At 69.8% G+C, this 20141-nt stretch carries 20 protein-coding genes; 12 read left to right on the top strand and 8 right to left on the bottom strand.

Going from position 1 to position 20141, the window contains the following annotated elements:
- Window positions 1-118: 118 nt before the first annotated feature.
- Together pstS and ACQPZW_RS36255 are read left to right on the top strand one after the other, a co-directional pair.
- Window positions 119-1159 carry a phosphate ABC transporter substrate-binding protein PstS gene (pstS, locus tag ACQPZW_RS36260; protein WP_433790511.1) on the top strand — a complete coding sequence of 347 codons (1041 nt, stop codon included), beginning with the start codon at window positions 119-121 and terminating at the stop codon, window positions 1157-1159.
- 137 nt (window positions 1160-1296) lie between these two features.
- Window positions 1297-1809, top strand: coding sequence for a hypothetical protein (locus ACQPZW_RS36255; protein ID WP_433790510.1), 513 nt, complete (start codon window positions 1297-1299; stop codon window positions 1807-1809).
- Between the two features lie 382 nt (window positions 1810-2191).
- Here ACQPZW_RS36255 and araD read toward each other — a convergent pair whose 3' ends face one another.
- From araD to ACQPZW_RS36235, 4 genes are all read right to left on the bottom strand, one after another.
- The gene (gene araD, locus ACQPZW_RS36250; RefSeq protein WP_433790509.1) at window positions 2192-2899 is read right to left on the bottom strand and encodes an L-ribulose-5-phosphate 4-epimerase AraD; all 708 of its coding nucleotides are present in this window, start codon (window positions 2897-2899) and stop codon (window positions 2192-2194) included.
- Window positions 2900-3059: 160 nt separating this feature from the next.
- Window positions 3060-3545, bottom strand: a complete 486-nt coding sequence (locus ACQPZW_RS36245) for a hypothetical protein (RefSeq protein ID WP_433790508.1) — start codon at window positions 3543-3545, stop codon at window positions 3060-3062.
- A gap of 410 nt (window positions 3546-3955) precedes the next feature.
- The gene (locus ACQPZW_RS36240; RefSeq protein WP_433790507.1) at window positions 3956-4321 is read right to left on the bottom strand and encodes a hypothetical protein; all 366 of its coding nucleotides are present in this window, start codon (window positions 4319-4321) and stop codon (window positions 3956-3958) included.
- 416 nt (window positions 4322-4737) lie between these two features.
- Window positions 4738-5730 carry a LacI family DNA-binding transcriptional regulator gene (locus ACQPZW_RS36235; RefSeq protein WP_433797726.1) on the bottom strand — a complete coding sequence of 331 codons (993 nt, stop codon included), beginning with the start codon at window positions 5728-5730 and terminating at the stop codon, window positions 4738-4740.
- A gap of 341 nt (window positions 5731-6071) precedes the next feature.
- Here ACQPZW_RS36235 and ACQPZW_RS36230 point away from each other — a divergent pair, with 341 nt between their 5' ends.
- The 6 genes from ACQPZW_RS36230 (at window position 6072) to ACQPZW_RS36205 (ending at window position 12986) form a co-directional block, all read left to right on the top strand.
- Entirely contained in the window at window positions 6072-7037 is a 966-nt protein-coding gene (locus ACQPZW_RS36230) for an ABC transporter substrate-binding protein (RefSeq protein WP_433790506.1), read from the top strand.
- Window positions 7038-7100: 63 nt separating this feature from the next.
- The gene (locus ACQPZW_RS36225) at window positions 7101-8627 is read left to right on the top strand and encodes a sugar ABC transporter ATP-binding protein (RefSeq protein ID WP_433790505.1); all 1527 of its coding nucleotides are present in this window, start codon (window positions 7101-7103) and stop codon (window positions 8625-8627) included.
- Window positions 8624-9649: an ABC transporter permease gene (locus ACQPZW_RS36220; protein WP_433790504.1), complete on the top strand. Its 1026-nt coding sequence runs from the start codon at window positions 8624-8626 to the stop codon at window positions 9647-9649. The genes ACQPZW_RS36225 and ACQPZW_RS36220 overlap by 4 nt, the downstream gene beginning before the upstream one ends.
- On the top strand, window positions 9646-10671 hold the full coding sequence (gene yjfF / locus ACQPZW_RS36215; RefSeq protein ID WP_433790503.1) for a galactofuranose ABC transporter, permease protein YjfF: 1026 nt from the start codon (window positions 9646-9648) through the stop codon (window positions 10669-10671). Before ACQPZW_RS36220 ends, yjfF begins: the two co-directional genes overlap by 4 nt.
- Window positions 10672-10706: 35 nt before the next feature.
- On the top strand, window positions 10707-12191 hold the full coding sequence (gene araA / locus ACQPZW_RS36210; RefSeq protein WP_433790502.1) for an L-arabinose isomerase: 1485 nt from the start codon (window positions 10707-10709) through the stop codon (window positions 12189-12191).
- A gap of 60 nt (window positions 12192-12251) precedes the next feature.
- Entirely contained in the window at window positions 12252-12986 is a 735-nt protein-coding gene (locus ACQPZW_RS36205; RefSeq protein WP_433790501.1) for a ZIP family metal transporter, read from the top strand.
- On the opposite strand, the gene ACQPZW_RS36200 is transcribed toward ACQPZW_RS36205, so the two are convergent.
- On the bottom strand, window positions 12987-13691 hold the full coding sequence (locus ACQPZW_RS36200; protein ID WP_433790500.1) for a laminin G domain-containing protein: 705 nt from the start codon (window positions 13689-13691) through the stop codon (window positions 12987-12989).
- A 211-nt stretch (window positions 13692-13902) separates the two neighbouring features.
- Here ACQPZW_RS36200 and ACQPZW_RS36195 point away from each other — a divergent pair, with 211 nt between their 5' ends.
- Entirely contained in the window at window positions 13903-14598 is a 696-nt protein-coding gene (locus ACQPZW_RS36195) for a hypothetical protein (RefSeq protein ID WP_433790499.1), read from the top strand.
- Window positions 14599-14626: 28 nt separating this feature from the next.
- Here ACQPZW_RS36195 and ACQPZW_RS36190 read toward each other — a convergent pair whose 3' ends face one another.
- Complete coding sequence (locus ACQPZW_RS36190) at window positions 14627-16255, bottom strand: amidohydrolase (RefSeq protein WP_433790498.1); 1629 nt, start codon at window positions 16253-16255, stop codon at window positions 14627-14629.
- Window positions 16256-16442: 187 nt separating this feature from the next.
- Here ACQPZW_RS36190 and ACQPZW_RS36185 point away from each other — a divergent pair, with 187 nt between their 5' ends.
- From ACQPZW_RS36185 to ACQPZW_RS36175, 3 genes are all read left to right on the top strand, one after another.
- Window positions 16443-16991: a TetR/AcrR family transcriptional regulator gene (locus ACQPZW_RS36185; protein WP_433790497.1), complete on the top strand. Its 549-nt coding sequence runs from the start codon at window positions 16443-16445 to the stop codon at window positions 16989-16991.
- Between the two features lie 68 nt (window positions 16992-17059).
- The gene (locus tag ACQPZW_RS36180) at window positions 17060-18469 is read left to right on the top strand and encodes an MMPL family transporter (protein WP_433790496.1); all 1410 of its coding nucleotides are present in this window, start codon (window positions 17060-17062) and stop codon (window positions 18467-18469) included.
- On the top strand, window positions 18466-19269 hold the full coding sequence (locus tag ACQPZW_RS36175) for an MMPL family transporter (protein ID WP_433797725.1): 804 nt from the start codon (window positions 18466-18468) through the stop codon (window positions 19267-19269). Before ACQPZW_RS36180 ends, ACQPZW_RS36175 begins: the two co-directional genes overlap by 4 nt.
- 81 nt (window positions 19270-19350) lie before the next feature.
- On the opposite strand, the gene ACQPZW_RS36170 is transcribed toward ACQPZW_RS36175, so the two are convergent.
- Complete coding sequence (locus tag ACQPZW_RS36170; RefSeq protein WP_433790495.1) at window positions 19351-19668, bottom strand: helix-turn-helix domain-containing protein; 318 nt, start codon at window positions 19666-19668, stop codon at window positions 19351-19353.
- Window positions 19665-20057 (bottom strand): type II toxin-antitoxin system RelE/ParE family toxin, encoded by a 393-nt coding sequence (locus ACQPZW_RS36165; RefSeq protein WP_433790494.1) that lies wholly within the window; start codon window positions 20055-20057, stop codon window positions 19665-19667. Before ACQPZW_RS36165 ends, ACQPZW_RS36170 begins: the two co-directional genes overlap by 4 nt.
- Window positions 20058-20141: the final 84 nt, after the last annotated feature.

Here is a 20141-nt window from a genome sequence, read left to right as displayed (position 1 = left end):
TTCCCGCACCCTTCGCGCGGCGCCCGTTCAGTCCGCGCTGAGGGGTGTTCACCTCGTCGTGGCGGCCGTTCGGTCCGTGCTGAGGGGTGTCGACCTCCCATGGAAAGGTGATAGAGGTATGCGGCTGCGAGCCCTCGCCGTGCTGGCCCCGCTCGTCCTGGCCCTGACCGCCTGTGACACGCCCGCCGAGCCGGAGCCGTCGATCGCCTGCGCCTCCGGTTCGGTGACCGGGCAGGGCTCGTCGGCCCAGACCAACGCCGTGAACGCCTGGATCAAGGCCTACCAGATCGCCTGCTCCGGCGCCGCCGTCGAGTACACGAGCTCCGGCTCCGGGGCAGGTGTCAAAGCGTTCCTCGGCGGCACCGGTGACTTCGCCGGCACCGACACCCCGCTCACCGCAGCCGACCTGCAGAGCGCCGGCACCCGATGCGGTGGCCCGGTCGTGCACCTGCCCCTGGTCATCGGCCCCATCGCGCTCGCCTACAACGTCGCCGGCGTCGGTGACCTCCGGTTGACACCGCCGACCATCGCCAGGATCTTCAGCGGCGCCCTCACCACCTGGAACGACCCGGCCATCGCCGCCGACAACCCCGGCACGGTCCTGCCGTCCACCAGGATCCGCACCATCCACCGCGCGGACGGCTCGGGCACGACCGCCAACCTTCTGCGCTACCTGACCGCGGCCGCCCCGTCCGACTGGCCCCACGGCGCCGGCAGCGAGTGGCCGCTCCAGGGGGGTGTGGGTGAGCGCGGCAGTCACCGCGTGGTCGCCGCGATCGCCCGGACGGATGGCGCGATCGGTTACGTCGAGTCCTCGTACGCCCGGGTCACCGATCTCCCGACCGTCCGTGTCGGCACCCCCGACGGCAGCTTCGCCGAGGCCGCCGACCGGTCCGCCGCCCAGACGATCGCCTCCGCCACCGTCACCGAGGACCTGCGCCTGGAGATCGACTACACCGCCGCGACGGCCGGCGCCTACCCGATCGTCCAGGTCACCTACGAGGTGGTCTGCCGCACCACGATCTCCGACGTGGCCCGCAGTTTCCTGGCCTACGCCGCCGGAGCACCCGGCCAGAGGGCCGCCGAACAGGCCGGATACGCCCCTCTCCCCAGCGCCCTCCGCGTCCGGGTGGCCGAGGCGATCGCCACTCTCGGCTGACGGCGGTCGCCCCGGCCGGATCCGATCTGTGCCTCTGTCCCGTCTCGTCGTCTCGTCCTGGGATCACCGCCGGCATCGCCGTGCGGGTCCTCGACCTCCCCGGAGTGGGCAACCAAGATCATCTCTATGATGCGTGCATGGAAGACGCGGGGGAGTTGACCTTTCAGGCCCGGACGGACCCGAAGCTGGTGAAGGCATCGATACGGCGTTCGCTGCTTCCGATCGCCATGGGGGTCGTGGCCGTCGCGCTGGCCCTCGCCGCGCTGCTGTACCGGGCCGGCAATCCGGGTGGCTGGGTGCTACCCATCCTGGTCGGCTGCGTCGTCGGGATGCCGTTCATGATGTTCGCGGTGCCGCAGCAGGTCGTGACCCGGGACGCCCACAAGATCGGAGGCCCGATCGCCTACCGGATCGACGCCGTGGGTGTGCACACCGCCCATGGCTTCTCCACGGACACGCTGCCCTGGCCGGCGATCAAGGCGGTGCGGCGGGCACGTGGACAGATCCTGCTCTCGCACCACGGGCTCTCCGACCGCAAGATCCGGACGTCGAGCATCCCGACCGCCGATCTGACCCCGACCGAACAGGCCCGGCTGTTGGCAGTCCTGCGCTCCCGCGGCGCGGCGCTCACGAACACGCCCGCCGTTTGAGATGTCTGCCGGCGCCGCGGTGAGAGCCGGCACCGACCAGCCACAGCTCCCTGCGAATCCTCACCGGAACCGATCGACGGACCTCCCGGCCTGGAGATCCGCCCGGGCGCGGTGGTTCGGGGCGGCGACCTCGACGACAAACGGTCCGCGGCATCCCGACGAGCAGCACGGTCCAGCCGCGAGCCGCGCCGGGTCGGTGTGGGCAGCGGAAGGCGACCGCGGCGGGCCTCTTGGGAGCGGGCAGGAGTCAGGGCCTGGCAGGACGAGGCTCGGGCACCGGGTTGCTTCGGAGCGGCGAGGAGGCGGGGCCTGGCAGAGAAGGGGTTTCGGCTACCGGCCCGCTTCCGCAGGGGTGGGGGCCGGTAGCCGTACCGAATGAGGGTCAGGGTTTGGGGTTTCCGTAGTAGGCGCCCGGGCCGTGCTTGCGTCTGAAGTGGCGTTCCTGCAGGTGGGGCGGGGTGCCGGCGTGGGGGTTGAGGGCAAGCGTCTTGAGGGCCATCTCGGCTACGGCTTCGAGGATGATGCCGTGTTCGACGGACTTCTGCGGGGTGGCGCCCCAGGTGAACGGGCCGTGGTTGGCGACCAGGGCGGCCGGGATGCCGGCGGCCGCCTCGTCGTCGCCGATGGTCTCGATGATGACGCGGCCGGTGTTGAGCTCGTAGTCGGTGGCGCACTCCTCGGGGGTGAGGGTGCGGGTCACCGGAACCGGGCCGTTGAACGTGTCGGCGTGGGTGGTGCCCAGGACCGGGATGTCCCGATCGGCCTGCGCGAAGGCCACCGCGTTCGTCGAGTGGGTGTGGGTGACCCCGCCGATCGAGGGCCAGGCCAGGTAGAACGCGCGGTGGCTCTCGCTGTCGACGGACGGGCGCAGGTCGCCGGCGAGGACCTTGCCGGTCGCCAGGTCGACCGGGACCAGGTGGTCCTCGGTCAGCTGGTCGTAGGCGACCCCGGACGGCTTGATCAGGTAGAAGCCACCCTCGCGGTCGATGCCGCTGACATTGCCCCAGGTGAGCTGGGCCAGACCGGCCGCGGGGATGGTCTGGTTGGCCAGCAGCACGGCCCGGCGCAGGGCCGGCGAACCGTAAGTCACGTCGTCTTCTCCTCGACCGCAAGATGTTAGCGCTCACGATAACGGAACCGACATGGTTCGACACAAGGCCGAAACGCTCCGTATTTGACCGCCGGACCGCATGTTAGCGACAACAGCGGTAGCCGGCGGAGATCGGCTCGGGCCTGACGCTACCGGTAAATCAGTGACGGGTGGTCTGGGTTACCACACGGACCATGTTGCGCAGCCGGGAGCGCAGGCCGGCGGCGGGGTCGGGCTCGGAGCGGGTGTTCGACGAGCGGGCCGGGGGAGTTCGGCGGTTGCGGGGAAGGCCCGCGGGTGCGGACCGCTGGCGGGGAACGGTGTTGGCCGGGCCGCCCGGCGCCCGCCAGGTGAAGGTGACCCCGTCGAGGACGACGGTCTGGCCGGCCGCACAGAGCCCGGAGGCCAGGGCGGGAGCGCCGGCCCGCCCGTAGATGATCATCAGGCTGGTCTCGGCCGCGGGAGCCGTGGTGTGCACCGCCCACACCTCGCCGTGCCCGCGGAGCCGGGTGCCGCCGGACGTCAGCAGGGCGGCCCGGCCGCGTAGGGGGACGACCAGCTCACGGCCGGTGGTGTCGCGGATGTGCAGGGTCCCGGAGAGCCGGGGTGATCGTCGGCGGAACCATCCGTTCGTTCCGGGAGCCACGTGCCCACCGTCCCTTCGCGACCGCGTCACCGGAGGCGCGACGCGACCACCCGACGCCGGGGCGCCGGAATCCGCGGACGGGAGTGTCGTCGTCGAGCACTCCCTCGGACTGTAGTGGCGTCCCGCCAGATCGCAATGGCCCTCACCGCCGAGGATGATCCCGGACGCGCGAGGCGTGCCGGTGAGCGGGGAGAGACGACCCGATGGGGTGAGCCGTGCCATTCCATGATCGTTTCGGAGTCGGATCGGAACAGACAGAGCCCGCAGATGGCAATTCTTTAGTTTACGTTCCTTTTGATTACCGCCACGCTTACATTATCCACCGGAATTCGGGCGAATGATGTTTCGTGTACAGATATGGAGCCGCGGTGTGCGGGTCCACGACCCGCACACCGCGTGTTGCTGGAAAATCAGACGAGGTTGGTGAACTCGTCGATCGTGTTGGCCGGCTGGGACGACCTGATGGAGAAGTTCGCCCGCTTGCCCTTTCCGCCGATCTTCGCGCTGCCCGAGCCCACCGCGGTGCCGTTCTTGAAGAAGTAGATGCCGTAGTAGGCGGACTTGCCGTCGGCCTTGGTGTCCTCGACGTAGCCGTCCACCGAGACGTACTTGTTGTTGGCGTCGCGGCAGTGGTGACCCTTAACGGTCACGCCGACGTCCTGGATGCTGAAGAAGCTGCAGGTCGCGGCCTGGGCGGCGACCGGAGCCAGCAGCGTGGCGCCGAAGAGCGAGGCGAGCCCGACGGTCATCGCCCGGAAAGCGGTCTTGTTGCGCAAAACGATCCCCCGATCATGAAGCAGCGGATGCCGGACGGCATCGGCTGAATGCGGATGCGGAGAGAGAACGCGCAGGCCTCCCCGTATCGCAGCGCATTGAGGGCCCGGTGCCTACTCCGAGCCGCTGCGGAGGCCATTGAACAGGGCCGTCTCGGTAATCGGCCGTGAATCGATCATGCACCCCCGTGCGGCACCGATCTTTACATGGAGGTTCCTGAATCGGCAAGACCGGCGATAGTTGGCACCGGCGCCGTATTCCCCGATCCGCTCTCCATTGTCGCTGGTGGAAGCGCATGTGCCGGAGCGGAAAAATTGTTAGCGATCACAGGATGTTTTTCCGGAAAATACCGCGGCGCCGTGGCCGATCAGGCGTCGCCGATCAGCCGCGGCGCCGGGTGGGAAGCGGCGCCGGGCGCTCAGACGCTGGGCGGGGACGCGCTGGCCCGGGGGTTGAAGCGGGGCGCCACCACCACGTCCTCCGGCGGCGCGTCGCCGTCGGGCAGTGTCAGGTGGCGCAGCAGGAGGGCGAGAGCTCGCCGGCCGAGTTCCGCGAAGTCCTGGTGGACGGTGCTCAGCGGCGGAAGGAAGTAGCCCGAGTCGGGCATGTCGTCGAACCCGACGACGCTGACGTCATCCGGCACGCGGCGGCCGGACTCGTGCACGGCACGCAGGACGCCGAGGGCGATCCGGTCGTTGGCGCAGAACACGGCGGTGACCGACAGGTCCTCGGCGAGGCGGCGGCCCTGCTCGTATCCGGCGGCGGCGTCCCACCAGCCGGCGGTGACCGGGGGGACGACGGCACCGGCCGCGTACAGCGTCTCGCGCCAGCCGTCGACGCGGGCCTGGGCCTCGGGCCAGTCGAGTGGACCGGCGACGTGGTGCACGGTGGCGTGCCCGAGGTCGAGCAGGTGCTGGGTGGCGATGCGTGCGCCGGCGGCGTTGTCGACCCGTACCGTGGGGAATCCGGCCTGTCCGTCGCCGCCGACCGCGACGCACGCGATCCCGGCCGGGGCGTGGGTGAGCGCCGTGGTGACCGCCGGTTTGGGGGCGATGGCGATGATGCCGTCGACGCCGTGCTGGACGAGCCGGTCGACGGCTTCGAGCACGGGGCGGTGCGACAGGTCCCGGACGGTGGCGACACTGACGAGGTATCCGGCGGCCCGGGCGGCGCTCTCGATGCCGTAGAGCATCGATTCGGGGCCGAACAGGGTGGTCTCGAAGCCGACGATGCCGAGGGTCCGTGACTCTCTGGTGGCGAGCGTGCGCGCGGCCAGGTTGCGCCGGTAGTTGAGCGAGCGCATCGCGGCGAGGACCCGTTCCCGGGTCTCGGCGCGCACGTTCGGATGCTCGTTGATGACGCGCGACACGGTCTGGTGCGAGACGCCGGCGAGTTTGGCCACGTCACGCATGACGCTGCCGCGCTCCTTGCCGGGTCTCGGCCGGGGCGCCGGCGCGGGTGGTTCGGGTGCCGGATCGGTGCTCGGCACCTGTTCAGATGTCGCCATTGGACGATTCCTAGCAGCTTCGGTTCGATCACCACGGGTGAGGAGGGCGTTCTTGCAACAGATCCGAAACGTTGATCCGGATCTCTTGACGAGGCGGATGAGAACGGTAACACTCCAGAAACGCAAGCTGTGACGGCGGTCGCAGAAGGACGCCGATCTCCGCGGATTTGGGCTGGTAGCCCTACCCGCTGCTTATTTGTGAACGGTAACAGTTTCTGGAGGTTGTAGTGCGTAGGACCTTGTCTGTGGCGGTGCTCGGTGGTCTGCTGGCCGTCTCCGCTCTCGCCGGTTGTAGCAAGGACGGCGGCACCGAGGGTGGTGGCAGCGACGACGGCAAGATCGTCCTCGGCTTCTCCCAGGTCGGCGCCGAGAGTGGCTGGCGTACCGCGAACACCGAATCGATCAAGGCGTCGGCCGCGGCGGCCGGCATCGAGCTCAAGTTCTCCGACGCCCAGGGCAAGCAGGAGAACCAGCTCTCCGACATCCGCGGCTTCATCACGCAGAAGGTGGACGTCATCGCCTTCTCGCCGGTGGTCACCTCCGGCTGGGACGCGGTGCTGAAGGACGCGAAGGACGCCGGTATCCCGGTGATCCTGACCGACCGTGCCGTCGACTCGACCGACACCTCCCTCTACGAGTCCTTCATCGGCTCGGACTTCAAGGTGGAGGGCCAGAAGGCTGGCGAGTGGCTGGCCAAGGAGTACGCCGGCAAGACCGGTGACGTCAACATCGTCGAGCTGCAGGGCACCACGGGCTCGGCGCCGGCCATCGACCGGCAGACCGGTTTCGCCGACGCCATCAAGACGAACCCGAACCTGAAGATCGTCAAGACGCAGACCGGTGACTTCAAGCGTGCCGACGGCAAGACGGTCATGGAGACCTTCCTGCAGTCGGTGCCGAAGATCGACGTGCTCTACGCCCACAACGACGACATGGGCCTGGGCGCCATCGAGGCGATCAAGGCGGCCGGCAAGAAGCCCGGCGTCGACATCAAGATCATCACGGTCGACGCGGTCAAGGACGGCATGACCGCCCTGGCCGCCGGCGAGATCAACTTCATCGTCGAGTGCAGCCCGCTCCTCGGTGACCAGCTGATGGAGACCGTCAAGGCGGTCAAGGCCGGCAAGCCGGTGGAGAAGCGGATCCTCACCAAGGAGGGCACCTTCACCGTGGAAGAGGCCAAGGCGGCTCTGCCCACCCGCAAGTACTGATCGATTGTTCGCAGGCCGCCCCGGTTCGCCGGGGCGGCCTGTGGGCCCGAAACGGAGCCATAGATGGGCGAGCAGTCACCGGTCCTCGAGATGACCGGGATCCGAAAAGTCTTCCCCGGCGTCGTCGCCCTCGACGGCGTCGATTTCCGTTTGTTCCCCGGTGAGGTCCACGCCCTCATGGGCGAGAACGGCGCCGGCAAGTCCACCCTGATCAAAACCCTGACCGGGGTGTACGAGATCGACGGTGGCGAGATCAGGCTGGGCGGTGAGCCGGTGCGCATCGCCGGGCCGTTGCAGGCGCAGCAGGCCGGCGTCAGCACCGTCTACCAGGAGGTCAACCTCTGCACCAACCTCTCCGTCGCGGAGAACATCTTCATCGGCCGCGAGCCGCGGAGGTTCGGCAGGATCCAGTGGGGCAAGATGCGGCGGCGTGCCGCGGAGCTGCTCGCCCGGCTCGACCTCGACCTCGACGTGTCCGCGCCGCTCAGCTCCTTCTCCCTGGCGATCCAGCAGATGGTCGCCATCGCGCGCGCGATCGACGTCGACGCCCGGGTGCTGATCCTCGACGAGCCGACCTCGAGCCTGGACACGGCCGAGGTGGCGCAGCTGTTCCGGATCATGCGCCGGCTCAAGGAGTCCGGCGTGGCGATCCTCTTCGTCTCGCACTTCCTGGACCAGATCTACGAGATCTCCGACCGGCTCACCATCCTGCGCAACGGCCAGCTGATCAGCGAGCACCGGATCGAGGAGCTCTCCCAGGTGCAGCTGGTCGAGAAGATGATCGGCAAGGAGCTGGCCGTTCTGGAGGACCTCGAGGACAAGGCGCAGAGCAACCGGGAGCGCGCCGCCGAGGCCAAGCCGGTCCTGGAGGCCAAGGGCCTCGGCCGTACGGGTGCGATCGCCCCCTACGACCTGACCATCCACGAGGGTGAGGTGGTGGGACTGGCCGGCCTGCTCGGCTCCGGCCGTACCGAGCTGGCCCGTCTGCTCTTCGGCGCCGACAAGCCCGACACCGGTGAGGTGCTGGTCGACGGCAAGCGGATCAACCTGCGTGATCCCCAGGTGGCGATGAGGCACGGGATCGCCTTCTCCTCGGAGAACCGGCGCACCGAGGGCATCATCGGCGACCTCAGCGTCCGGGAGAACATCATCCTGGCGCTGCAGGCCACCCGCGGCTGGACGCGCCCGATCCCGCGCAAGAAGCAGGACGAGATCGTCGACAAGTACATCAAGGCGCTGCAGATCCGGCCCGCCGACCCCGAGCGGCCGGTCCGCAACCTCAGCGGCGGCAACCAGCAGAAGGTGCTGCTGGCCCGCTGGCTCATCACCGAGCCCCGGCTCCTGATCATCGACGAGCCGACCCGCGGTATCGACGTCGGCGCCAAGGCCGAGATCCAGCGCCTGGTCGCCGAGCTGTCCGACGGTGGCATGGCGGTGCTGTTCGTCAGCGCCGAGCTGGAGGAGGTCCTCCGGCTCAGCCACAAGATCGCGGTGCTGCGGGACCGGCGCCTGGTCGAGGAGTTGGAGAACACCGCGGACGTCGACGCGGATCGCATCATGCAGACCATCGCCAGCGGAGCAACCTCATGACGACCGTCCTCAAGCACCGGCTGTTCTGGCCGTCCCTGATCCTGGTGGTGATGCTGGGCATCAACGCCTTCACCTCCCAGCAGTTCGTCACCATCCAGGACGGCCACCTCTTCGGCACCCTGATCGACATCCTGCGCGGCAGCGCGCCGCTCATCCTCGTCGCCCTGGGCATGACGCTGGTCATCGCGACCGGCGGCATCGACCTGTCGGTCGGCTCGGTGATGGCCATCTCCGGCGCGGTCGCCTGTCTGCTGATCAGCGACCTCGGCGACCAGAACGCCGTCGGCTCGGTGCTGCTGATCATCGGTGTGGCGATCGCCGTGTCGCTGGTCCTCGGCCTGTGGAACGGCGCGCTGGTGGCGGTCGTCGGCATCCAGCCGATCATCGCGACGCTGATCCTGATGGTGGCCGGCCGCGGTGTGGCGCAGCTGATCACCGACGGTCAGATCATCAACGTGCGGTCCGACCCGTACTCGACGCTGGCCTCCGGCTTCTTCCTGACCATGCCGGTCGCCTTCCTGATCGCCGCGGGCGCGGTCGCACTGACCGTCCTGCTGACCAGGAAGACCGCGCTGGGCCTGCTCCTGGAGTCGGTCGGCGGCAGCCCGACGGCCAGCCGCCTGGCCGGCATCGGCGCACGCCGGATCACGATCATGGTGTACGTGGTGCTCGGCGGGTTCGCCGGACTGGCCGGCCTGATCGCCAGCGCCGACATCAAGAGCGCCGACAGCATCTCGGCCGGCAACCTGATCGAGCTCGACGCCATCCTGGCCGTGGTCATCGGTGGCACCGCCCTCATCGGCGGCCGGTTCTCGATCATCGGCACCGTGCTCGGCGCGATCATCATCCAGACGCTGCGGGTCACCGTGGTCGCGGTCGGCATCCCGCCCGAGGCCAATCTGCTGTTCAAGTCCGTCGTGGTGGTGGCGCTCTGCCTGTCCCAGTCGCCGGACTTCCGCGCGAAGGTCTTCGGGCGCTTCAAGTCGCGTCCCGCCGTGGAGAAGGTTGGAGTCCCCGCATGACCACCATGGACATGACTCCGGTCACCAAGGGCGGCGACGGCCCCGAGCTCAACAAGCGGCGCCGGGTCTACAAGCCCAACACCCGGTACATCCCCATCCTCGCGACCCTGTTCCTGCTGATCGTGATGTACAGCACCGGCGTCGCCAACTTCCGGAACTTCGAGGACCCGAGCGTCATCGTCAACCTGTTCCGTGACAACGCGGTGCTGCTGGTGGTCGCGGTCGGCATGACGTTCGTGATCCTCACCGGTGGCATCGACCTGTCGGTCGGCGCGGTCATCTCGCTGACCACGGTGCTGACCGCCACCCTTCTGAAGGCGGACTGGCCGCCGCTGGTCGTGCTGCCGGTGGTGCTCCTGCTGGGCGCGCTGATCGGCGCCGGGCAGGGCGCGGTGATCCACTTCTTCAAGGTGGAGCCGTTCATCGCCACTCTGGCGGGCCTGTTCCTGGCCCGTGGTCTGGCCCTGTTCATCAACCAGCAGTCGATCCCGATCCGTGACGGGATGTGGAAGTCCCTTTCGGAGTACCGCATCCCGCTCGCGGACGGTGTCGTCACCAAGCCGATCGCGATCGTGGCGGTGCTCGCCGTCGTGGTCGCGGCCGCCATGCTGGCCTGGACCCGCTTCGGCCGCAACGTGTACGCGATCGGTGGCAACGCCGACTCCGCGCTGCTGATGGGCCTGCCGGTGGGCCGTACCAAGATCGCCGTCTACACCCTGAGCGGCTTCTGCGCGGCGCTCGGCGGTGTGCTGTTCAGCATCAACTCCACCTCGGGCTGGGCCCTGCAGGGCAACGGCATGGAGCTGGACGCGATCGCCGCCTGCGTCATCGGCGGCGTGCTGCTGACCGGTGGCTCCGGCTTCGTCTGGGGCACGCTGCTCGGTGTCCTGGTCACCGGCCTGATCCGGACGATCATCAACTTCCAGGGCGATCTGAACGCGGCCTGGGCGCGGATCATCATCGGCGTGCTTCTCTTCGCCTTCATCGTGATGCAGCGACTCGTCACGAGAAAAGCGAAATAACCGGCATGACTAACAAGTACGAGAAGGGCGACCACATGAGTAACGGGGAAGTCTGGTTCCTCACCGGCAGCCAGGGCCTCTACGGACCGGAGACTTTGGAGCAGGTCGCCTCCCAGTCCCGCGAGATCGCCGGGCAGCTGGACGCGCAGCTCGACGCGGACGTGGTCTGGCAGCCGGTGCTGACCAGCGCGGAGCAGATCCTGGAGATCTGCCGGCGGGCCTCGTCGACGCCCGGCGTGCTCGGCGTGGTCGCCTGGATGCACACGTTCTCCCCGGCCAAGATGTGGATCGCCGGGCTGGACGCGCTGCGGGCGCCGCTGCTGCACCTGCACACCCAGCACAACGTCGCACTGCCGTGGTCCGAGATCGACATGGACTTCATGAACCTCAACCAGGCCGCGCACGGCGACCGGGAGTTCGGGTTCATCGAGACGCGTCTGGGCGTACCCCGCAAGACCGTCGCCGGGCACGTCAGCAACCCGGCCGTGGCCGCCCGCATCTCCACCTGGGTGAAGGCCGCCCGCGGCTATGCCGCGATGCGCAACCTGAAGCTGGCGCGCTTCGGCGACAACATGCGCGACGTCGCGGTCACCGAGGGCGACAAGGTCGAGGCTCAGCTGCGGTTCGGCGTCTCGGTCAACACGTACGGGGTGAACGACCTCGTCGCCGTGGTGGACCAGCAGCCGGACGCCGAGATCGACAAGCTCGTCGAGGAGTACACCGACACCTACGACGTGGCTCCCGAGCTGCTGGGGGAGCGGCTGGACTCGCTGCGCTACGGCGCACGGATCGAGCTGGGCCTGCGGCAGTTCCTGACCGAGGGCGGCTTCGGCGCGTTCACCTCGAACTTCGAGGACCTCGGCGGTCTGCGGCAGCTGCCCGGTCTCGCGGTCCAGCGGCTGATGGCCGACGGCTACGGGTTCGGCGGCGAGGGCGACTGGAAGACGTCGGTCCTGGTGCACACTCTCAAGGCGATGGCCCCGGGCGGCGGCACCTCCTTCATGGAGGACTACACCTACGACCTGACCCCGGGCAACGAGGTCATCCTCGGCGCCCACATGCTCGAGGTGTGCCCGACGATCGCCGCCGGCAAGCCGAAGCTGGAGATCCACCCGCTCGGCATCGGCGGCCGTGAGGACCCGGTCCGCCTGGTCTTCGACGCCGCCCCCGGCAAGGCGATCGTGCTCGGCCTGGCCGACCTGGGCGAGCGGTTCCGCCTGGTCGCCAACGAGATCGAGGTGGTACCGCCGACCGCGCCGCTGCCGAAGCTGCCGGTCGCCCGCGCGGTCTGGAAGCCGGCGCCGTCGCTGTCCACGTCGGCCGAGTGCTGGCTGACCGCGGGCGGCCCGCACCACACCGTGCTGTCCTCGGCCGTCGGCGCGGAGGAGCTGGCCGACCTGGCCGAGATGGTCGGCACCGAGCTGCTGGTCATCGACGAGGCGACCACCACCCGGTCGTTCGTCAAGGAGGTGCGCTGGAACCAGGCGTACCACCGGCTCGCCCGCGGTTTCGGCCGCTAGCCCGCCGCTCACCCCGCCCGGGTGGTGTACCGGGCGGGGTGACCGGGCATGCTCACCCGCATGCCCGGTTGGTTGGAGGCGGGTGGCTGGGGTCTGCTGGCCGGTTCCGCGCTGCTGCTCGGCGCGGCGGTCGGCTACCTCGCCGACATCCCGCGGCGGATCATCGCGTCGATCATGGCGTTCGGTGCCGGAGTGCTGCTCTCGGCGGTCGCGTTCGAGCTGGTCGGCGAGGCGTACGAGCAGGCCGGCATGGAGTGGGCCGCCTCCGGGGCGATCGCCGGCGCCCTGATCTACACCGGCTGCAACGTGCTGCTGGCCCGGCGTGGAGCCCGCAACCGGAAGCGGTCGGAGGACCGCAAGGACGACGGGTCCGGGCTGGCGCTCGCGCTCGGCGCCCTCCTCGACGGCATTCCCGAGTCGATCGTCATCGGCACCGGTCTGCTCGCCGGCGGCGGGGTCAGCGTGGCGACCGTGGCGGCGGTCTTCGTCAGCAACGTCCCGGAGGGGCTGTCCAGCGCGGCCGGGCTGCGGGCGGCGGGTCGCAGCCGGGCGTACGTCTTCAGCCTCTGGTCCGGGATCGCGCTGATCAGCGGGCTCTCCGCGATCGCCGGCTACACGATCCTCGCGGACGCGCCGGCCACCCTGCTCGGCTGGATCACCGCGCTGGCCGGCGGGGCGATCCTCACCATGGTCGCCGACACCATGATCCCGGAGGCGTTCGACGACGCCCACCTGCTGATCGGCCTGATCACGGTGACCGGCTTCCTGCTCTCGTTCGGGCTGTCACACCTCTGATCACGCCGCCTCGACCTTCACCCAGTCGAGGTCGCCCGCGTAGTAGTCACAGCCGACGTCGACCTGGTCGCAGTCGATCTTGCCACCGACCGTGACCGGCCAGTCGTTGCGGATCGTGCCGGTCCAGCCCTCCCGTGACGCCGCCCGGAGGCCGTCGATGGCGAGGACGACCCCGTCCCGCAGGCGGACGCAGCGGACCACGTGCCAGTCGCCGTCATTGATCCGGTACGGCGAGATCAGCTCGATCGTGCCCCGGCCGCCACGGTAGGTGCAGGTGGGCCGCCCGTTCGGGATCTGCATCTTCCAGCTCCCGCCGGCGACCGTGGCCTGGCCCTTCTGGACGATGTTGCCGAACTTGTGGGTGGTCCGGAGCCGGACCGTCACGGCGAAGCTCCGGTCGCCCGGGTCGAGGTCCGAGTGGTCGGCGACGACGACCAGGTGGCCGGGGCGGGCGGGCGGGGTGTCCGGTTCCAGTCGGTCGAACCGGTAGCCCCGGCCGTACCCGGTGGACAGACCTGTGCCGACCTCCGGTCCGATCTGGCCGTGATGCCCGTGGCCGCTCACGTCGGTCATCCATGCGCTGCCGGGCGACTCGTCCATCGTCCAGACCGCCATCCGGACGTCGTCGGCGCTCGCGGCGGTCGCGGCACCCGCTTCCGAACCGGCGGCGACGAGGAAGAGGCAGGTCAAAAGGGCGGTTCGCATGGATCGTCCTCCGGTGGGTCGGACACAAGATCCAATTCAGGGTAATACGTGATTTGTCGGAAACGGGCTTTAGTGGCACAAATGTGATCGTCAGCGGACCCTCGCAAATCGGCAGCTCAGCTTGGTAGCATCCGCCGATCATGGCCATGCGCCGGCCCACCCCAGTCTGCCGGTCGCCGGACCCCACCCCTCGAGTAAGGATCGTGTGGAAGTGCTGCTCAATGGGACGGACAGTCAGACCTCGGAGCACGCGGTGATCGCCCCCAACCCCGGCCTGCCGAACCAGGCGCTGCAGGTTCTCGCGCTCGCGCAGCGCACGGCCGAGGAGCACGTGGCGAGCGCGCAGCACCACGCGGACAAGATCCGTACGGATGCGCTCGCCGCGGCCGAGCAGATCGCGCGCGACGCGCAGGCCCATGCCAACAACGTGCGCCGCGAGGCGGACCGGGTGCTGGCCGAGGCCCGCGCCGGCGCCGAGCAGATGGCCCGGGACGCGCAGTCGCGCGCCGAGGAGGCCCGGCGCAGCGCGGAGAAGATCGTGGCCGACGCCCGCTCCCGGGCCGAGACCATCGGCGCCGACGCGATCGCCGGCGCCGAGCAGCTCAAGCACCAGGCGCAGCAGCGCTACGACGACGTGGTGGGCAGCCTCGGCGTCAAGCGCGAGGCCCTGCAGCAGCAGATCGAGGCGCTCGAGCAGTTCGACCGGGAGTACCGGGGACGCCTCACCGGCTTCATGCAGAGCCAGCTGCGCGCCCTCTGGGTCGACGCCCCGCAGATGAACGAGTACGTCGAGGAGGAGCCGGTCCCCGAGGTGATCGAGGCGGCCCCGGCGCGGCACGCGCAGGCGGCCCACGACGCCGAGCACAGCGACGACGACGAGCAGGCTGACGAGGACGAGAAGGACTGAGCGAAAGGGGGCCCACGGGCCCCCTTTCTCATGCGGCGTGGACCTGCCGGCCGTCGACCCACGTGCCGGCCACGGAAGCGGCGCCGATCTCCGAGGCCGGCGCGGCGAACGGGTCGCGGTCGAGCACCACCAGGTCGGCGCGGTTGCCGGGGCGGATCGTGCCGGTGTCGTCGAGGCGGTTCACATACGCCGACCCGGCCGTGTACGCCGCCAGCGCCGTCGCCAGGTCGAGCCGCTGCTCCGGCAGGAACGGCTCGTACTCCTCGCCCCGGTGCACCCGGTTCACCGCGACGTGGATGGCCTGCAGCGGGTCGGGTGTGCTGACCGGCCAGTCACTGCCGGCCGCCAGATGTGCCCCCGAGCGCCACAGGTCGCCGAACGGATACTGCCGCCGCGCCAGCGCCGGGTCCAGGAACGGGATCGTCAGATCGTCCATCTGCGGTTCGTGCGACGCCCAGTAGGCCTGAAGGTTGGCCGTCGCGCCCAGCCGCCGGAACCGCGGCACGTCGTCCGGATGCACCACCTGCAGGTGCGCCAGATGCGGCCGGGTGTCGGTGAAGCCGTTCGTGGCCCGCGCCGCCTCCACCGCGTCCAGCCCGTCGCGCACTGCCCGGTCGCCGAGCGCGTGGAAGTGCACCTGTAAGCCGAGCGCGTCCAGCTCGGTGACGTAGGAGCGCAGCGCCGCCGGATCGATGAACGACAGTCCCGTGTTGCCGGTGGCGCACCCGCACCCGTCCCGGTACGGCTCGGTCATCGCCGCCGTGAAGTTCTCCGCCACCCCGTCCAGCATCAGCTTGACGCTGTCGCAGCGCAGCCGGCCCACGGTCAGCCGTTCCCGGTTGGCCACGATCTCCGGGATCTGCTCGGGTCCGCGATCCCGGTCCCACCACAGCGCGCCGACCACGGTCGCGGTCAGCCAGCCCTCGGACGCGGCGGCCAGATAGGCGTCGGACACCTCCGGGTAGCCGTTCGTCGCGCACACCATGGCGTCCTGCCAGGCGGTCACGCCGAGCGAGTGCAGCAGCCGCTGGGCCCGCTTCAGTCCGGCGATCCGGTCGGCCGTGGTCACCTCCGGCAGCAACGGGGTGATCAGCTCCATGGCGCCCTCCTGCAGGCCGCCGGCCGGACTGCCGTCCGGATTGCGGTCGATCCGCCCGTGCGCCGGGTCCGGGGTGTCCGCGGTGATCCCGGCCAACTCCAGAGCCCGGCTGTTCACCCAGGCGCCGTGATGGTCACGGTTGGCCAGGAACACCGGCCGGTCCGGCACCACCCGGTCCAGCAGCTCCCTGGAGGGCACCCCGCCCGGGAACGTCTCCATCGACCAGCCGCCGCCGACGATCCACGCCGCGTCCGGATGATCCCCGGCGTAGGCGGCGACCCGTCGCAGGTACTCGTCGAGGTCGGTGGTCTCGGTCAGGTCGCACTGGTTGAGCTCGACACCGCCCATCACCGCGTGCACATGGGCGTCCTGGAAACCTGGCAGCAGCAGCCGGCCCGCCAGGTCCACCACCTCGGTGGACGGGCCGGTCAGGGCGCTCAGGTCGTGGCCGGTGGCGATGATCCGGCCGTCACGGACCGCCACCGCGGTGGCCGGCCCGCCGCCCGCGGTGAACACCGGCCCTCCGGTGAAGAGCAGGTCGGCGTAGGGGTGGGGCATCAGCGCATCCGATCTGTACGTCAGGGGCGTCGACCCATTCAACCGCGCATCGTTCGATGGACGGCAACGGGCACGACCCGGTTTATCGGGATAGCGCGGGGTAATCAGCTCGTGACGTCACGCAGTGTGGGGACCAACACGGTCCCTGACGGACCAGTCCGGTCCATAACGGTCTACGGTGGTCCACATGCCTCGTCCCACGAAGCAGCAGATCGACGACGAGATCCTCGAGGCCGCGGCGCACCTGTTCGCCCGGCACGGGTTCAAGGAGACCTCGGTCCAGCGGATCGCGGACACGGTCGGCTACTCCAAGACCGGCCTGCTGCACCGCTTCCCCACCAAGGAGGCACTGCAGACAGCCGTCATCGACCGCTGCGTCGAGCAGATCCGCGACACCGGCACGGATGTCGCGGCGCTCCCGGCCGGCCCCGAGCGCGACCGGGTGGTGCTGACCGGCCTGGCCCATCTGGCCGTGGCCCAGCCCGGCATGGTCGCCCTCCTGCTCTCCTCGATGCTGGCCGAGCCGGAGAGCGAGATCGGGCAGGCCCTGGCCGTGATCGGTCAGACCCTGGCCGCCGCCTTCGGTGACGACCTGCACGCCGACACCACCCGCGCGCTGCGCGTCACCGGCGCGCTCGGCGCCGTCGCGGTGGCCAGCCTGGCCCTCTGCGACCACCTCACCTCCGACGCCCCGGCCCGGCTGGCCGAGATCGGCTACGACGCCCTGGGTCACTGACCCCGCCTTTTCATCCGGCGATCCCGTTCGCCCGACGTCTCCGTTTCATCGCTAGAAAAGGACCTCTCATGGCAACGCTGCTGCACCGGCTCGGGCTGGCGTCAGTACGGCACCGGTTACTCGTCACCCTCGCCTGGCTCGTCGCCCTCGTCGCGGTCGGTGTCGGCGCGGGGACGCTCTCCGGCGCCACCGCGAACAGCTTCAGCATCCCCGGCCAGGAGTCGACCACGGCCCTGTCGCTGATGAAGGAGAGGTTCGGCGACACGTCGGCCGGCGCCACCGTCCAGGTCGTCCTCGAAGCACCGGCCGGTCAGAGGATCACCGATCCGGCGAACGCCGCGAAGGTCGCCGAGATCGTCGCCACCCTCGGCAGGCTTCCCGGCGCGGCCGCCGTCAGCAACCCGCTCGACCCGAAGGCGCCGACCGTCTCCCGCGACCAGGTGGCCGCCTACAGCTCGGTCACCTACCCGGTCCAGCCGTCCGAGGTCACCGACGAGCAGCGTGAGGCCATCACCGCCGCCGTCACCGGGGCCCGCGCGACGGGCCTGACCGTCGAGGCCCGCGGCGAGGCCCTGAGCAACCCGGCCGACATCGGTGGCGCCTCCGAGATCCTCGGCGTCGTGGTGGCCCTCCTCGTCCTGGCCCTCACCTACGGCTCCCTGATCGCCGCCGGCATGAACCTGCTGACCGCGATCGTCGGCGTCGGCATCGGCGCGGCCGGCATCGTCACCCTCACCGGCTTCACCGAGCTGCAGTCGACCACGCCGATCCTGGCCGTCATGCTGGGCCTGGCCGTCGGCATCGACTACGCCCTGTTCATCGTCACCCGGTTCCGGCACGAGCTGCGCCGCGGCCTGTCCGTCGAGGGGGCCGCCGCGATGAGCGTCGGCACCGCCGGCTCTGCCGTGGTCACCGCCGGACTGACCGTGGTGATCGCCCTGGCCGGCCTGTTCGTCGTCGGCATCCCCTTCCTGTCGGAGATGGGCATCGCCGCCGCGGCCACCATCGTGATCGCCGTCCTGATCGCGATCACCCTGGTCCCGGCCATCCTCGGTTACATCGGCAAGCGGGCCCTGCCCCGCAAGCAGCGCGACCTCGCCCCGGCCGCAGGCACCGGCGCTGACGACGAGCTGCCGGCCGGGCGTGGTTTCATCCGCGGCTGGGCCCGACTGGTCACCGAACATAGCTGGCTGAGCCTGATCGCCGCGGTCGCGCTCCTCGCCGTCATCGCCGTCCCGTTCTTCTCGATGAAGACGACCCTCGCCCAGCGCGCCGCCGAGGGCACCACGCAGGCCCGCGCCCAGGCGATCATCGACAGCCGCTTCGGCCCCGGCATCACCAGCCCCCTGATCGTCCTGATCGACGGCCCGGACGCGGTGAACTTCGCCCCGACCGTGCAGAAACACCTCACCTCGGTCCTGCCGGAGGGCACCCTGGTCCTGCCCCGCGGCCCGACCGTGCGGGCACGGCCGCGCTGATCACCGTCATCCCGACGACCGGCCCCGAGGACGAGCGCACCCTCGACGTCGTCCACCGCATCCGTGACTCGATCAACCCCGCGGAGGGCACCCGCCTCTACGTCACCGGCAGCACCGCGGTCAGCATCGACGTCTCCCAGAAGCTGAACGACGCGCTGCCCGTCTACCTCGCCCTGGTCGTCGGCCTGGCGTTCGTGCTCCTGGTGCTGGTCTTCCGCTCGCTGCTGGTCCCGGTGATCGGCGTCCTCGGCTTCCTGCTGACGATCGGCGCGGCGTTCGGCGCCACGGTGGCCGTCTTCCAGTGGGGCTGGGCCGCCGACGCCGTGAACGCGGGCTCCACCGGACCGATCCTGAGCCTCGCCCCGATCATCATCGTCGGCATCCTGTTCGGCCTGGCCATGGACTACCAGGTCTTCCTGGTCTCGCGCATGCACGAGGCGCACGCCCACGGCGCCGCACCGAGGAACGCGATCGTGACCGGTTTCCGGCAGGCCGCCCCGGTGGTCATCGCCGCCGCGACCATCATGTTCGCCGTCTTCGCCGCGTTCGTCCCGGAGGGCAACGACACCATCAAGCCGATCGCCTTCGCCCTGGCCGTGGGCATCGCCTTCGACGCCTTCATCGTCCGGATGATCGCCGTCCCGGCGGCGCTTGCCCTGCTCGGCGGCTCGGCGTGGTGGCTGCCGTCCTGGCTGCGCCGGCTCCCGGAGCTCGACGTGGAGGGCGCGGCCCTCGAACGCCACCCGCCGGTGGTCGACGACAACACCACCCCGTCCGACCAGGCCCCGGCCCACGTTTGACCCCACCCCAGCCCGCAGGCCGTCGCTCAGTGACCTTTCTCCAGCGGCGGCCTGCGCCCGGTGGGCCGAGGTGGTGAACGGTCACGCGATCGCGGCGATGTCCCCGTCGTCGAAGTAGATCGCCTGGTGCAGGCGCCCGCCGAGGGCCACGGCGTAGCGGGCCAGTACGTCCTGCCCGGAGATCTTTCCCTGCTCGATCTGGGAGACGCGGCCCTTGGTGACACCCATGTGATCGGCTACCTGCTGCTGGGTCAACCCGCGAGCGCGGCGCACCTCGGCGAGGCGGTGCCCGACCATGGTGGCCAGCAGTTCCTGTTTGCCGGCCTCGACCGCCTGTTCGCCGCCGGCTCGTTCGACGTATTCACCGCGGATGTCGCTCCACCGCGAGTAGCTGGTCATGACGTGCCGCTCCCTTCCGCGCCGCGTTCCTTGAGGTAGTCGTCATACCGTTTCTCGGCCAGGGGGATGGCTTCGGTGTACCACTCGGTCCAGCGCCCGGCCTTATCGCCGGCGACGAGCAGAATGCTGTTGCGCCACGGGTCGAAGGCGAACAGAATCCGTACGGTTCCCGGGCGTAGTTCTTTGAGGTTGGCGACCGACGATCCGTGAATCGTATCGACGAGGGGTCGGCCAAGTCCTGGCCCGACCTCAGCCAGGAGATCAAGGGCTTGCACGACACGGGTATGGGCAGCTGGGTCGAGGTTGTCGATCCAGTCCCGAACCTCATCGACGATGTAGATGTCCCACTCATCGGCAGCCCCTCGATTAGTATAGCGATCGGTAAACATGGGCTGCCTTGACGTATCTGGCGTGGCGGTGAGGGGCCGGCAAGCCGGCGGTCGCGGCCGGGCCGTGTCGGGCCGCCTGCGTAG

The organism is Actinoplanes sp. CA-252034, assembly GCF_050956125.1.
In the GTDB taxonomy this organism is placed as follows: Bacteria; Actinomycetota; Actinomycetes; order Mycobacteriales; family Micromonosporaceae; genus Actinoplanes.
Note: the sequence above shows the minus strand (reverse complement) of the source record. Positions and strands in the feature narration are given on the sequence as shown.

Coding starts and splice junctions, on each gene's coding strand:
- pstS (WP_433790511.1), top strand. CDS start 119: ATGCGGCTGCGAGCCCTCGCCGTGCTGGCCCCGCTCGTCCTGGCCCTG.
- ACQPZW_RS36255 (WP_433790510.1), top strand. CDS start 1,297: ATGGAAGACGCGGGGGAGTTGACCTTTCAGGCCCGGACGGACCCGAAG.
- ACQPZW_RS36235 (WP_433797726.1), bottom strand. CDS start 5,730: ATGCGTGACGTGGCCAAACTCGCCGGCGTCTCGCACCAGACCGTGTCG.
- ACQPZW_RS36225 (WP_433790505.1), top strand. CDS start 7,101: ATGGGCGAGCAGTCACCGGTCCTCGAGATGACCGGGATCCGAAAAGTC.
- ACQPZW_RS36220 (WP_433790504.1), top strand. CDS start 8,624: ATGACGACCGTCCTCAAGCACCGGCTGTTCTGGCCGTCCCTGATCCTG.
- yjfF (WP_433790503.1), top strand. CDS start 9,646: ATGACCACCATGGACATGACTCCGGTCACCAAGGGCGGCGACGGCCCC.
- araA (WP_433790502.1), top strand. CDS start 10,707: ATGAGTAACGGGGAAGTCTGGTTCCTCACCGGCAGCCAGGGCCTCTAC.
- ACQPZW_RS36205 (WP_433790501.1), top strand. CDS start 12,252: ATGCCCGGTTGGTTGGAGGCGGGTGGCTGGGGTCTGCTGGCCGGTTCC.
- ACQPZW_RS36200 (WP_433790500.1), bottom strand. CDS start 13,691: ATGCGAACCGCCCTTTTGACCTGCCTCTTCCTCGTCGCCGCCGGTTCG.
- ACQPZW_RS36190 (WP_433790498.1), bottom strand. CDS start 16,255: ATGCCCCACCCCTACGCCGACCTGCTCTTCACCGGAGGGCCGGTGTTC.
- ACQPZW_RS36185 (WP_433790497.1), top strand. CDS start 16,443: ATGCCTCGTCCCACGAAGCAGCAGATCGACGACGAGATCCTCGAGGCC.
- ACQPZW_RS36180 (WP_433790496.1), top strand. CDS start 17,060: ATGGCAACGCTGCTGCACCGGCTCGGGCTGGCGTCAGTACGGCACCGG.
- ACQPZW_RS36170 (WP_433790495.1), bottom strand. CDS start 19,668: ATGACCAGCTACTCGCGGTGGAGCGACATCCGCGGTGAATACGTCGAA.
- ACQPZW_RS36165 (WP_433790494.1), bottom strand. CDS start 20,057: ATGTTTACCGATCGCTATACTAATCGAGGGGCTGCCGATGAGTGGGAC.